This window comes from uncultured Thermosynechococcus sp. (genome assembly GCF_937958135.1).
Lineage (GTDB): Bacteria > Cyanobacteriota > Cyanobacteriia > Thermosynechococcales > Thermosynechococcaceae > Thermosynechococcus.
Window position 1 is genome coordinate 38890 of the sequence record NZ_CALGOG010000070.1, and the last position, 12619, is coordinate 51508.

General features: G+C 54.2%; 11 protein-coding genes. 4 read left to right on the forward strand and 7 right to left on the reverse strand.

What is annotated here, in order from left to right; all coding sequences use genetic code 11:
- Positions 1 to 79: 79 nt before the first annotated feature.
- The gene (locus tag Q0711_RS08530; RefSeq protein ID WP_298612873.1) at positions 80 to 1375 is read right to left on the reverse strand and encodes a glutamate-5-semialdehyde dehydrogenase; all 1296 of its coding nucleotides are present in this window, start codon (positions 1373 to 1375) and stop codon (positions 80 to 82) included.
- A 132-nt stretch (positions 1376 to 1507) separates the two neighbouring features.
- Between Q0711_RS08530 and glgA the strand changes: the two genes are divergently transcribed.
- The 4 genes from glgA to Q0711_RS08550 all read left to right on the forward strand — a co-directional run bounded on the left by glgA (position 1508) and on the right by Q0711_RS08550 (position 6751).
- A complete protein-coding gene (gene glgA, locus Q0711_RS08535) occupies positions 1508 to 2932 on the forward strand; it encodes a glycogen synthase GlgA (RefSeq protein ID WP_298612875.1) in 1425 nt (474 codons plus the stop codon).
- Between the two features lie 643 nt (positions 2933 to 3575).
- Positions 3576 to 4634: a heat-inducible transcriptional repressor HrcA gene (gene hrcA / locus Q0711_RS08540; RefSeq protein WP_298617685.1), complete on the forward strand. Its 1059-nt coding sequence runs from the start codon at positions 3576 to 3578 to the stop codon at positions 4632 to 4634.
- A gap of 93 nt (positions 4635 to 4727) precedes the next feature.
- On the forward strand, positions 4728 to 5876 hold the full coding sequence (gene carA, locus Q0711_RS08545; protein ID WP_298613290.1) for a glutamine-hydrolyzing carbamoyl-phosphate synthase small subunit: 1149 nt from the start codon (positions 4728 to 4730) through the stop codon (positions 5874 to 5876).
- Positions 5873 to 6751 carry a sugar ABC transporter permease gene (locus tag Q0711_RS08550; RefSeq protein WP_298613293.1) on the forward strand — a complete coding sequence of 293 codons (879 nt, stop codon included), beginning with the start codon at positions 5873 to 5875 and terminating at the stop codon, positions 6749 to 6751. Before carA ends, Q0711_RS08550 begins: the two co-directional genes overlap by 4 nt.
- Here the strand turns inward: Q0711_RS08550 and Q0711_RS08555 are convergent.
- The 6 genes from Q0711_RS08555 to Q0711_RS08580 form a co-directional block, all read right to left on the reverse strand.
- The gene (locus Q0711_RS08555; protein WP_298613296.1) at positions 6744 to 8768 is read right to left on the reverse strand and encodes an IMS domain-containing protein; all 2025 of its coding nucleotides are present in this window, start codon (positions 8766 to 8768) and stop codon (positions 6744 to 6746) included. The genes Q0711_RS08550 and Q0711_RS08555 overlap by 8 nt on opposite strands.
- A 203-nt stretch (positions 8769 to 8971) precedes the next feature.
- On the reverse strand, positions 8972 to 9430 hold the full coding sequence (locus tag Q0711_RS08560; protein WP_298613299.1) for a hypothetical protein: 459 nt from the start codon (positions 9428 to 9430) through the stop codon (positions 8972 to 8974).
- Positions 9431 to 9455: 25 nt separating this feature from the next.
- Entirely contained in the window at positions 9456 to 9986 is a 531-nt protein-coding gene (locus Q0711_RS08565; protein ID WP_298613302.1) for a hypothetical protein, read from the reverse strand.
- Positions 9987 to 10018: 32 nt separating this feature from the next.
- Positions 10019 to 10627 carry a 2OG-Fe(II) oxygenase gene (locus Q0711_RS08570; RefSeq protein WP_299042291.1) on the reverse strand — a complete coding sequence of 203 codons (609 nt, stop codon included), beginning with the start codon at positions 10625 to 10627 and terminating at the stop codon, positions 10019 to 10021.
- 33 nt (positions 10628 to 10660) lie between these two features.
- Positions 10661 to 11890, reverse strand: coding sequence for an LPS export ABC transporter periplasmic protein LptC (lptC, locus tag Q0711_RS08575; RefSeq protein WP_298975607.1), 1230 nt, complete (start codon positions 11888 to 11890; stop codon positions 10661 to 10663).
- Positions 11877 to 12572 carry an NYN domain-containing protein gene (locus Q0711_RS08580; RefSeq protein ID WP_298612046.1) on the reverse strand — a complete coding sequence of 232 codons (696 nt, stop codon included), beginning with the start codon at positions 12570 to 12572 and terminating at the stop codon, positions 11877 to 11879. Before Q0711_RS08580 ends, lptC begins: the two co-directional genes overlap by 14 nt.
- Positions 12573 to 12619: the final 47 nt, after the last annotated feature.

Here is a 12619-nt window from a genome sequence, read left to right on the forward strand (position 1 = left end):
CCCTACCTCTCCATTCTGAAACAGAAAAATTGGCTTTGTTTGTTGCTTAATAATCCCTTAAATTCATTCCTTAAATTCATTAGGATTCTAGATCGCGATGGGTAAAGGGCTTGGCATTAGCTCCGCTATAGGTTGCAACAATGTGGCCATTCCCCACCAGTTGATATTTGTAGGTCACTAATCCCTCTAACCCCACGGGCCCTCGCGGTGGCAACTTGTGGGTACTAATGCCAACTTCCGCGCCAAAGCCATAGCGGAATCCATCGGCAAAGCGGGTGGAGCAGTTGTGAAAGACGCCAGCGGCATCCACTTCTTGGAGAAAACGGGCGGCGGCGGCGGCATCCTCGGTCACAATGGCTTCCGTGTGTCCCGATCCATAGGTGGCAATGTGCTCCAATGCGGCATCGAGATCGGGAACAATCCTAATAGAAAGGATGAGATCACAGTATTCCGTGGCCCAGTCGGCGTCCGTGGCAGGGGTCATGGGCACCAATTCGCGGGCAAGAGTGTCTCCCCGCAGTTCAACACCGGCATTTTGGAGAGCTGCCGCCACTTTGGGTAGAAACTCTGTGGCAATTCCTTGGTGCACCAGCAGGGTCTCAATGGCATTGCAAGCAGCGGGGTACTGGGTTTTGGCGTCGAGGGTAATGGCGATCGCCTTCTCAATATCGGCAGCCACATCCACATAGAGGTGACACAGGCCATCGGCATGACCGAGCACAGGAATGCGGGTGTTGTTTTGGATATAGCGCACAAACTCATTGGAGCCACGCGGAATGATGAGATCCACCCATTGATCCAGACCCAACAGTTCAACCACTTCAGCGCGATCGGTGAGGAGGGCGATCGCCCCCGCGGGCACCGCCGATTTCTCCAGCCCCCTGTGAATAGCCTGCATAATTGCTTGGCAGGAGCAACGAGCCTCCTGTCCCCCCTTGAGAATGGCGCCGTTCCCCGATTTGATGGCCAAAGAAGCAATCTGCACCACTGCGTCGGGGCGCGCCTCAAAGATCACCCCCAGTACCCCTAAGGGGCAGGTGACCCGACTCAAAATTAAGCCGGTGTCCAATTCGCGATGGAGTTGGCGCTGCCCAAGGGGATCGGGGAGGGCTGCCACTTGACGCATCCCGGCGATCGCTGCTGCCAATTTACTGGGACTGAGTTCTAAGCGGGCATAGAGGGAAGGGTTGAGGTCATTGGCCTTGGCTTGCTCACAATCAGTTGCATTGGCTGCCAAAATCTCCTCCCTGGCGTCCTCAAGGGCACAGGCCACCTGTTCTAGCGCCTCATTGCGGGCAGAAGCACTCAGGGTGGCCAACACACGCGCCTGCGCATGAACTTCCTTGACCCGTTGCACAAGGGGAGACTCTGTCATAGGGGCTGTAATTCCAAAGACCGATAAAAACCTATTTAAGAGCAATCCTACGCCAAATTGTGCCGCACTTGTGGTAGGTTAACGGCAATTACGTTGCTCGCAGAATTGGCCAAAGACAGGTTCAGGAGGATCATGCGAATTCTATTTGTGGCTGCCGAGGCGGCACCGCTTGCGAAGGTGGGGGGCATGGGAGATGTGGTTGGCTCCCTGCCCAAAGTGTTACGCCGCATGGGGCATGATGTGCGCATTTTTTTGCCCTACTACGGCTTTTTGCCCGATAAGGTAGAGATTCCCAAGGAGCCCATCTGGATTGGCCATGCCATGTTTCAGACATTCCATGTCTATGAAACCGTCTTGCCGGGGTCGGATGTTCCCCTTTACCTTTTTGGCCATCCCTGCTTTAATCCCCGCCGCATCTACTATGGCGAAGATGAGGACTGGCGGTTCACTTTCTTTGCCAATGGGGCAGCAGAATTTGCTTGGAACTACTGGAAGCCCCAGATTATCCATTGCCACGATTGGCACACGGGGATGATCCCCGTCTGGATGCACCAAGACCCCGACATTACCACGGTGTTCACAATCCACAACTTGGCCTATCAGGGGCCTTGGCGGTGGCGTCTCGAGCAAATCACTTGGTGTCCGTGGTACATGCAGGGGCACAACACAATGGCGGCGGCACTGCAATATGCCGATCGCGTCAATACTGTTTCGCCCACCTACGCCGAACAAATTAAAACGCCCGAATATGGTGAGAAACTGGAGGGGCTGTTGTCGTTCATTAGTGGCAAGCTCTCGGGGATTCTCAACGGCATTGATACAGAGGTTTTTGATCCCAGTACCGATCGCGCCCTTGCCCAAAATTACACCGTGGATACCCTAGAGCGACGCAAGGCTAACAAAATTGCCCTGCAAGAGGAACTGGGACTAGAGGTGAACTCCGGTGCTTTCTTAGTGGGGATGGTTACCCGCTTGGTGGAGCAAAAGGGTCTAGACCTACTGATTCAGGTTTTGGATCGTTTTTTGGCTTACACCGATAGCCAGTTTGTGCTTTTGGGGACGGGCGATCGCTACTATGAAACCCAGATGTGGCAAATTGCCTCGCGGTTTCCGGGGCGCTGTAGTGTGCAGTTGCTCTACAGTGATGTGCTGTCACGGCGGATTTATGGGGGTGCCGATGCCTTCGCTATGCCGAGTCGGTTTGAACCCTGTGGTATTTCCCAAATGATTGCCCTGCGCTACGGCTGTGTGCCGATTGTACGCCGCACAGGGGGTCTGGTGGATACGGTCTCTCACCACGACCCAGAGAAACAGACGGGAACGGGCTACTGTTTTGATCGCTATGAACCCCTTGACTTCTATACCTGTCTGGTGCGGGCTTGGGAAGGCTATCGCTACAAACGGGAGTGGCACGCCCTTCAGCAGCGGGGTATGCGTGAGGACTTTAGCTGGACAAAATCAGCACTGGCCTATAATGCCCTCTATAACTCCATCTATGGGTTGCCGCCGGATGCAATGCCCAACCCTCATCCAACATTGGTACCGGCGATGGCCTAATAATGACCTCCTGATCATGAGGATCATGGCTGCGTAGGGTGTGGTTATTATTGCCTACGAGTACGTTGATCCCCTCTGGCGGGCGGTTGAAGATTAACCCCTAGGTACTGCCTGTCCACAGCTACGATACTGGCTGTAGCGGTTAAGTGGCCTCGGCTAAACGGTGGTGGAAGTGAGCGATCGCCCGCTTAACGAAGATCAACTGCTCCTCCTTGGAGTGAACTAGAAGGCCAAGGGCAGCCCAACTGCGCCCCTATAAACTGGCGGGAGAACGAGCGCAAGTTGAGACACAGCAGGCACAATCGCCCCCTTGGAATCTCTTGCAACTGGCAGTTACCTTGGGTCAGCCCCAATTCCAGTACCGGCTAGCGGCGGAGGAACGGTTCTATCTACGGGAGTTTTGCGTGCCATAGAGGTCACGAGCCGTTGCCCCAGGCTTAGTCTGTCCATCTGCAATTGATTGGGAAATCACCTATTGGCAATGCCCCTTAAGCACTTCCGGCATTCTCTGGGCAAAATTAGCCCTCGCAGCCGTTGCAGCACATCACTGCCGAAATGGGAACACTAGTTTATAGATTAAATCAAAATTAAATTAAAATAAATAAATAAAAACATCAATAAGAAATCACAGGTGTAAGGGGTTATGACGATTGAACTCAGCGATCGCCAAAAGAAAATTCTTGGCGCCACAATTAACCATTACATTGCCACGGCCGAACCCGTCGGCTCAAAGGCGATCGCCACGGAGTACAACCTGAACGTGAGTCCGGCCACAGTGCGCAATACCATGCTGCTCCTTGAAAAAAGCGGCCTGCTTTACCAGCCCCACACTTCCGCCGGACGGGTACCCTCCGATTCTGGCTACCGCGTTTATGTGGATGAATTGATCCAGCCTATTCCCGATGTGGCTCGCAAAGCCGAAAGTCTCTTGAGTGAGCGCCTCACTTCGGGACAGCAACGCCTTGAGGTCATTTTGCGCCAGGCGGCACAGTTGTTGTCGGACCTTAGTGGCTACATTACGCTAATTACACTCCCCAATCGCTTGGAGCGGCAGATTCGGGTAATTCAACTGGTGTCCTTAGAGCCGCAGCAGGTGATGGTCATCCTTGTTCTTGATACCTACGAAACCCAGTCGGCACTGATCCAATTGGATCAAGGGGAAGAAGACCCTGAGCTGCGGGAGCGCACCCTACAGGTATTGACAAACTTTCTCAATCACCAGTTACAGGGGCGATCGCTGGTGGAACTCAGCACCATTGACTGGCAAAAACTGGATTTAGAATTTCAGGCCTACAGTCAGCAGCTTCAGACCTTGCTACAACAATTGAGCGATCGCTATAGCCAGCAGGGGACTTCCTTTGTCATCACCGGCCTTGCTGATCTCCTCCAGCAGCCGGAATTTTCCCAAGTGGAGCAGGTGCAAATGCTGCTGCATCTTCTCGAAGACCAACAGGATCAACTGGCTCCTCTCATCAGTGCTGATAGCCAAGCCCCCTCGCAAGTGCAAATCCGCATTGGCAGTGAAAATGCCCTAGCGCCGATGCAGTCCTGTACATTGGTCTATTCCTGCTATTGCTATGGCAACTCCCCTGTGGGCAGTGTCGGTATTTTAGGGCCGACGCGGATGCCCTATGCCCGCATTATTCCGCTGGTGGCCACCGCCGCAGATTACCTGACAGAGCAAGTGAGTCGCCGCAGGTAGGGAAATCAAAACAGGAGACAAGCTCTGTGCACTTAACGGTTGGCTTTATCATGCAGAATAAACTATTGGGCTTCCCCAGTTGGAGATATTGCAATGCCTACACCCGCCCTGCTGGTTCTCGCCGATGGTTCAGTCTTTCGCGGTTTTTCCTTTGGAGCACCGGGGACAGCCATTGGCGAAGTGGTCTTTAATACGGGCATGACGGGTTATCAAGAAGTGCTCACTGACCCGAGCTATTGTGGTCAAATTGTGACATTCACTTACCCTGAGTTGGGCAATACGGGAATCACCCCTGAAGATGATGAATCCGATCGCCCCCAAGTGCGCGGTGCCGTCGCTCGTAATGTCTGTGATATTCCCAGTAACTGGCGATCCCAACAATCCTTGCCCGATTACCTCAAAGCCCATCGTATTCCCGCTATTTATGGAATTGACACCCGTGCTCTTACTCGCAAAATTCGCACCGCCGGTGCCATGAATGGCGGCATTTCCACTGAAATTCTTGATCCTGTTGAACTGCTGCAAAAAGTCCTTGCCGCTCCCAGCATGCAGGGGCAAAATCTAACCAAGGTGGTGACTACTCGCACCCCCTATGAATGGACAGAACCCACACCGCCCGCTTGGGAATTTCGTCCCCAAACCGCCACCGAAGAGCCACCCTTGACGGTGGTGGCCATTGACTTTGGCGTGAAGCGCAACATTCTTCGTCGCTTGGCCAGCTATGGCTGCCGTGTGATTGTCGTGCCGGCGGATACGCCAGCGGAAACAATTCTCAGCTATGACCCCGACGGCATTTTCCTCTCCAATGGCCCCGGTGATCCGGCGGCGGTGCAAGAGGGTATTGAAACAGTGCGCAAATTACTGGCCGCGCAGCGTCCTATGTTTGGCATTTGTCTGGGGCATCAGTTGTTGGGTCTCTCCCTAGGGGCGGAGACTTTTAAGCTCAAGTTTGGTCACCGGGGGTTGAACCAGCCCGCTGGCCTGACACAGGAAGTGGAAATTACCAGCCAAAACCACGGCTTTGCCATCACCGAAGAATCCCTTGCCCAAACTCCCGTTGAGATTACCCACTTTAACCTCAATGACCACACCGTTGCCGGTCTGAAGCACCAAACATTGCCGATTTTTTCGGTGCAGTATCACCCTGAAGCCAGTCCAGGCCCCCACGATGCTGATTATCTCTTTGGCGAGTTTGTGGCGCAAATGCGTGCCTATCGTCAACAACACCCCCGCAGCCAATGAAAGGGCGATCGCTCACCCCCTACTTTTTTCTTGCCCCTGCCCTAGGGTTGCTGACACTGACGGTCTTTTGGCCGGCGCTACAGGCCTTTTTCCTCAGTTTCAGCCGCTATGAAACCGATCTACTGACTCCGCCCGTATGGGTGGGAGGGGGCAATTTTGTGCAGTTGTGGCGCGATGGCGTCTTCTGGAAAACGTTGGCCAACACTTTCCTCTATCTGGTTGTTGTGGTGCCGATTCTGGCGATCGCCCCTCTGCTGCTGGCAATTTTGGTCAATCAACCCCTGCGGGGCATCCACTGGTTTCGGGCAGCTTATTACAGTCCGGTGATTGTCTCCATGGTCGTGGCGGGGATTGCTTGGCGCTGGCTCTATGCCCCCAATGGTCTGCTGAACCAACTGGTGCAGGGTCTGCATCTGCGGGATAGCCCAATCCCTTGGCTGACGAGTCCCCACCTCGCCCTCTTTAGTGTCATGGCCGTCACCGTCTGGAAAGGCTTGGGCTACTACATGGTGATTTATTTGGCAGGATTGCAGGGGATTAGTCGTGAACTCTACGAAGCAGCCGCACTGGATGGCAGTGAGGGATGGCAACAACATTGGGATATTACATTGCCCTTGATGCGCCCCTACATTTTCTTAGTGAGCATTCTCTCGGCCATCTCTGCCACTAAGGTCTTTGAAGAGGTCTATGTAATGACCCAAGGGGGGCCACTCAATAGCTCCAAGACTATTGTTTATTACATCTACGAGAATGCCTTTCAGCGTTTGGAAATTAACTACGCTTGCACGATGGGACTGGTTTTATTCCTGTTTATTCTGGGGTTGTCCCTTTTGAATCTCAAGTTTGGCCGCCAAGTGGAAATGCCCCTTAGTTGAGCACCTGCATGCGTTGAATTAGCCACTGATCTCCGCGCCGAATCAAGGTGTAAATGACGCGGTAGGGATCGCTGTAGGAAATGTCATTGCGCAGTGCCCCCTGTTCATAGAAACGGGCATCCTCGTGAATCTCCGCTACGACCTCTGCGCGATCGCTCCCTTGGGGACGTATTGCCTTCACTTCTAGGGTCTTCAGGGTATAGACCCAATGGCTGCCCTCGGACTTCAATCCCTGTGCCCGCGATCGCCAGCGGCTCAGCTCTGGCTCCGCCAAAATCGTTGCCAGTTTGTCCATTTCAAACCCCGTCCCAAGGGCTTGGGCTTTAATTTGCTGCCAGGTACGAAGGCGATCGCGCGCCATCTCAGGTGTTAACGTTGTCGCCAATGTCGTTGGTGGTGGTGTAGGCGTTGCCACAGATGTAGGCGTGGGTCTCAGCGGTGGCAGTGGAGAGGGGGGAGCTTCAGGAGTGGAGGTTGGCCAATAGACCTTTGCTAAGGCTCCTAATCCCACAAGCACAACTCCTACCCCTGCCCAAAACCACCTCCGGTGTTTTTTGCGCTGACTCCTTGGAATGCCGCACCGTTTATGGGGACGGCGTTGGGGTGCCACTGAGCCGGTGACGGTGGAAGAAGAGGTAGAAGGCGATGCAGAAACCCCTTGACCCAGCTCGGTGTGATACTCCAAAGGCAAGGTTTCTGCTGTAAAGGAAACGGGAGGCGGCACAGCCACTGCTGGTTTGATCACGTCAGAACGTATCCCAGTGCCGGTGTTAGGTGACTCAGCAGCAAGGGAGTCGTCACTCAGCGCTTCTAAGTAGGTTTGGATATTGGGGTCGCCAAAGTAAGCATCCAAGGCCACGGGTGTTTCCCCCAAGTCCCGAAAGGCAGGGTAAATTTCCTCCCGTAGCCATTGCTCTGTGTAGTAGTAGAGTCCCGGCAGCAGATCGCTGGAGTCACCGGAATAACTGCGGATAAGGGCTAAACTCTGCTGATCTTGGGATTTGTCCAACGCTGCCAATGCCGCAGCAGGTTGTCCCAGTAGGAGTAAACAACTGGCCAGTTCAAGGTAGATGTCTTGATTGGGCAGCAGCCGCTCTAGTAAATCCCTAGCGCGGCGAATATAGCTGGGTTGAAGTTCCTGCATCCCCCGCGCCACCAGTGCATGGACTGCAAGGTAGGTCGCCACTGCCGAGGGACGCCGTGATTCCCGTTCAAAGAGTTCCTGTTGCTCTGCTACGGTGAGATGGCTGCGCAGTTGCAGAATAAATTTCAGAAAATCCTCAACCCCTAGGCCAGAGTGATCCTCATGGCGCCCTTCAATACCCCCGCGATCGCTGAGCATCTGCCGCAGTAATAGAATACCCCGCTGCCGATTGACACTATCGGATAAAGGCAGGGCCAGTAGCTCGAGAATGCGATAGGGACGCAGCCGATTGAGTTCCGTCTGCAACTGCTCTTGGAGTTCAGGAAAGAGGGTTGCCCGCTGTAGCACTCCCAGACCGGCTTCTAGATGAGAGGCAGCTGCTTCGTAGGACTGCCGCTGCCATTCTTCGCGTCCCAATTCCAGATAGGCTAAAGCCACAGTCAGGGTAATGTCGGCAACAGTGGCTGAGGGAATGTAGGGATGGCTGAGATCTAGGGGGCCTCTTTTAAGAAACTGTTCCCCCAGTTTGACCACTTCAGAGTAGTTGCCCAGTTCATAGAGGAGTAGGAGCGCCCCTGAGAATTGCTGATCCCTAATTTCAAGCTGGGGAGCTGTGGCATCGGCCTCCAACTGGGCAATCAAATCATCGGAATCAATGACACGGCAGTGGCGATCGTAGGTGTGGCGCTGCTCCGGCTCTCGCAAAACCGCATAGGCTTGCTCGATGAGTTCACGGCGGGCGGCAACAGTGGCGGGAGAGTGCTGATGGCTGGGGAGTTGCAACAACCGCTCTTGAAATGCCTGTTCAATCTGCTCCGGTGTTGCCTGAATCGGCACACCCAGCACTTGGTAATAGTCGAGGGGAATGCGCACCTGAACCCAAACCTCTATGGATAAACCTGTTCATCAACGACAATGCTTTGTCTTTTCAACCAGAACAGGGAACCACCGCCAACCATTCCTTTGTCTTAGGCATGACCCTGCATAGTCTTCCTAAAGAAAAGGAAGCATCAAGCGTTCTAAGGTATCACAATTTTTGCCCATAGTCGGCGTTTGAGGCTGTATTCAGCTTGTTCTTAACCCCGTACTTTTGCCGTAAAGCCAGAGGCCTTAAATTGCTCTAGTTGTAAAGGTGTTGGTTGGTTGTAGGGCACACTAATGCGAATCTCAAAATCGCTAATCCCCGGTGGGATCACGTCAATTGTGCCGACCCGTGTGCGGTTTTGCAATACTGGATTGCCATTGGCATCGTAGATACGGCCAAAGACATCGGCATCCACCACCGTTTTGCCGGATTTATTCTCTGCTTTGCCGGTAATTAGGTAGCAGTTGGCCTTGAGGGTCGTTCCCCCTGAGGTCACTGAACCCTCGCCAATTTCCGGTGGACATTCATGGTAACTCAGGTCAAAAAGCCGCACCGGAATGGTGGCGATCGCCGGCAGCGTTGCGATACTTGACCAGCATAGGATACTCAAAAGCAAACCCACGACGCCGCGACGCAGATACCGCACAAACCAATTTGCACTCATGGTCATCGCTCAGCACGCAAGTACGTCCCCATTATCCCACAGTCATTAGAATCCATAGATCTACAGTGCCCAGTAACAGCGTCAAAACGGCCAAAATAGTGTACATCCAAGGCTGAGCAAGGGGCTTAATCATGTCTGTGGGTAATCCCGTATGGGCTTCAATGGCACGCATCATTTGGGCAAAGCCTGCAACCCGCATGGGGAGAAGGTATCTCTGACCCCCAGAAGTTACAAGGTAATACACCAAGCCCCCTTGGCTGGTGCTGCGGGGCTGTAGTCCTTGAATCTCTGACCAAGTCAGTTGCCACTGCCGCCGCAGAAAAGGCGGAACCCAGCGGGGATAGGTGATCCGAATTCCTTGGGCGTCGAGTTCCACCCGCTGACTCAGGGCACCCCAGAGCAAAAGACCCCCACAGGCGATCGCCCCCCATAGGAACCAGGGTGAAACAGGGGCAGCCGTCTGCACTGCCAAAAAGGGTAGAGGAAGGGTGAGTGCCCCATAGAGAGCCATCAGTGTTCCAGAAATCAGCGGCGAGGTTTTGAAGCGCAGGGGTTCACTCATGGTCGTTGCCTAGTTACTGCCTAAAGGATTGATCATCGTCCATCAATAGAATAACCAAGTGGCAAAGGCATATTTAGTACCCTGCACCACGGGCAAGGCGGCATGGGGATGGGTGTAGTAGGCAGGGCAGGAAAGACCACCACATCCCCCGTCCGTGGCGTGACCTTTACCCCTTGGCGATCGAAATAGGTTTCTCCCCCCTGAAAATCCTCATTGAGATAGCCCACCAGACTCACATCCCGCGTCGGGATACCTTGCGCCAGCTCCATTTGCCGACTGGCCAGCAGGAGGTTGTCCACATGGCGGCGATAGCCCTCGCCGACTCGATAGCGCAGGATCGAAAAGTTCTCAATTGCAGGAAAGCGAATCCCATAGTGCTGGTAGAGGACGATTTGAATCGTTTGTGTGGCTTGGAGAAGGATCTGCCGCATCGTGGCCTGTCGGGGGTCTTGGGGGTCAAAGCGCAGGACGCCGCCGCCGCGCACTGAGTGATCAACCGTCCCCATGAGAATTTGCGCCTCCTCAAACCCCACCTTCTCAGCCGTAGCAATCACCTGCTGACACTGCTGTGCCGGAATCAAACGCTGAAAAAGGAGAATCTCACCCCCCAAGTCAAGAATTTGTAATGGCGTAGCACTCATAGAGCAAAGATTGTTGCTCTCTCTACTGTAGGTCTAGGGGAGGCGCAGTTGCACGGGGACTTCACTTTGAACCCTGCCACTGACAATCACCTCTTGGCGATCCAGCCACCCTTTTGCCCGCTGTCCCTGAACTTGAATGCGGGGATTGCTCTGGCGGTAAAAGACGCCGCCCTGGGCTTCCACTTCCTGTTGGGGAATCCGCCAAACCAGTTGAGCGGTGCGCAGATGGGCATTAGGGCGCTGGATTTCCACTTGACCGCTGGCTTCCACCCGTTCTTGGGGAATCCACCAATTGAGTCGCTGGGCGCGCAGTTGCGCCTGCTGGGGTTGACTATTAATCTGGGCATTGTCAAAAATGGCGCGGTTTTCAGCAATCAGGAGAACACCGCGGTTGGCTTGGCCTTGAATGCCTTGGCTGGGGTATTGTACCCGCAGGGGGCGATCGCTCACCAACTGCTGCTGCGGAATCCGCCAGCGCACCATTTCCCCCTCAACCCGCAGGGCAGGGTTGGGAAGTTGCACCTGTACTCCCCCTTCTAGGGTGACCACTTGATCGCTAATTGACCAGATTACCCTTTGGGCTTGGAGCCGTTGCCCTTGGCGATCGCCCCCTACACCCACGACCGTAACCCCTCCTTGACCCATGCCCCCGGCCAACAGCCGATTGGGCTGCTGCTGCCACACCAGACTCTCCGTATGCAGCCGCAAATCCTTAGCGTCTTGGGCCGGCGAGGTCACCTGAACCCTCTTGAGGGCACGCAGTTCTTGACGTTGATTATCCGCTTCCAGGCGCTGGGCGGTAACGCTGACTTGGGGATAGCGGGCTTGCAGGTTTTTCTGGGCAATGAGTACCCCGCGATTCCCCTGCCAGACAAATTGATCGGCAATAATCGTCCCCTTTTGCCGCAAATCGGTGACCGTGGTGCGGCCTTCGATCCAAAGTTGACCCTCCCGCTCGCGTACATTCACCGCCTTGGCCTGCACCTTATAGGCGGGCTTACCCTCTGCTTTTAGCTCACCGCTAAGGTTTTGAATCTGTAACTGCCGGCGATCGGCATCGCGATAGCGTGCTTCCGCCGCTTGCAGTAACCAGAGGAGTTCACCCCTTGCATTGGTTTGCCGCAGTGTTAAATTTTGCAGCTTTACCTCACCTGTGACTTCTGGTTCTGGTGATGGCTCCTCACCCACCCATTGATCTACCCAGCCGCAGCCTGTCAAGGCCAGCAAAAGGCACAGGAGGAGGGCAGTTCTAGGCAGAGGCATTGTGATCTAGATTCTCTAGAGTCTTTGCTGAATCATCCGCAGCAGTGGCCTCTTTCCTTTCGGAGGTCTCTTGTTCCCAGTGAGGGGTAACAATGGGGGGTGGCGTTAAGCTACCGCTGGCGGGGCGGTAGGTGTAAGTAGAGCGGGGCGCTTTTTGGATTTCTTCACGGATGCTTTCAAGATCAATGTAGCGATCGGCAACGTTAATCAGGCTATCGCTAGTCATCGATCGCAAGCTCACCACCTCCACCCGTGCCCCTCGGTAACTGACGGCATCCACTGCATAGGCCAAATCTCCATCCCCACTGACCAAGATGGCGGTGTCATAGCAGCCCACCAGCGCCATCATATCCACGGCAATTTCCACATCCAGGTTCGCCTTTTTTGAGCCATCGGGCAGTTGGACGAGTTCCTTGGAGACCACGCGGTAGCCGTTGCGGCGCATCCACAGCAGAAACCCCTGCTGTTTTTCATTGGTGGGGTCAACACCGGTGTAAAAGAAGGAACGAAAGAGCCGAGAGCCTTGGGTCAAGTGGCAGAGGAGTTTTGAATAGTCAATTTCAATGCCCAGTTGCAGTGCTGCGTAGAAGAGGTTGGAGCCATCAATAAAGATGGCAACGCGCCCGCGATTTTGTAGCACCTGTTCTGGGGTGTAAATGACTGAAGACGAAGAGGTAACCATGTAGAAATCATCTCAAAAAAAGTGTGTTATCGAAATACAAAGTCATA

Excerpts from the sequence above, each read along its gene's own strand:
- glgA (WP_298612875.1), top strand. The coding sequence starts at position 1,508 with ATGCGAATTCTATTTGTGGCTGCCGAGGCGGCACCGCTTGCGAAGGTG.
- carA (WP_298613290.1), top strand. The coding sequence starts at position 4,728 with ATGCCTACACCCGCCCTGCTGGTTCTCGCCGATGGTTCAGTCTTTCGC.
- hrcA (WP_298617685.1), top strand. The coding sequence starts at position 3,576 with ATGACGATTGAACTCAGCGATCGCCAAAAGAAAATTCTTGGCGCCACA.
- Q0711_RS08550 (WP_298613293.1), top strand. The coding sequence starts at position 5,873 with ATGAAAGGGCGATCGCTCACCCCCTACTTTTTTCTTGCCCCTGCCCTA.
- Q0711_RS08530 (WP_298612873.1), bottom strand. The coding sequence starts at position 1,375 with ATGACAGAGTCTCCCCTTGTGCAACGGGTCAAGGAAGTTCATGCGCAG.
- Q0711_RS08565 (WP_298613302.1), bottom strand. The coding sequence starts at position 9,986 with ATGAGTGAACCCCTGCGCTTCAAAACCTCGCCGCTGATTTCTGGAACA.
- Q0711_RS08570 (WP_299042291.1), bottom strand. The coding sequence starts at position 10,627 with ATGAGTGCTACGCCATTACAAATTCTTGACTTGGGGGGTGAGATTCTC.
- Q0711_RS08580 (WP_298612046.1), bottom strand. The coding sequence starts at position 12,572 with ATGGTTACCTCTTCGTCTTCAGTCATTTACACCCCAGAACAGGTGCTA.
- lptC (WP_298975607.1), bottom strand. The coding sequence starts at position 11,890 with ATGCCTCTGCCTAGAACTGCCCTCCTCCTGTGCCTTTTGCTGGCCTTG.
- Q0711_RS08560 (WP_298613299.1), bottom strand. The coding sequence starts at position 9,430 with ATGACCATGAGTGCAAATTGGTTTGTGCGGTATCTGCGTCGCGGCGTC.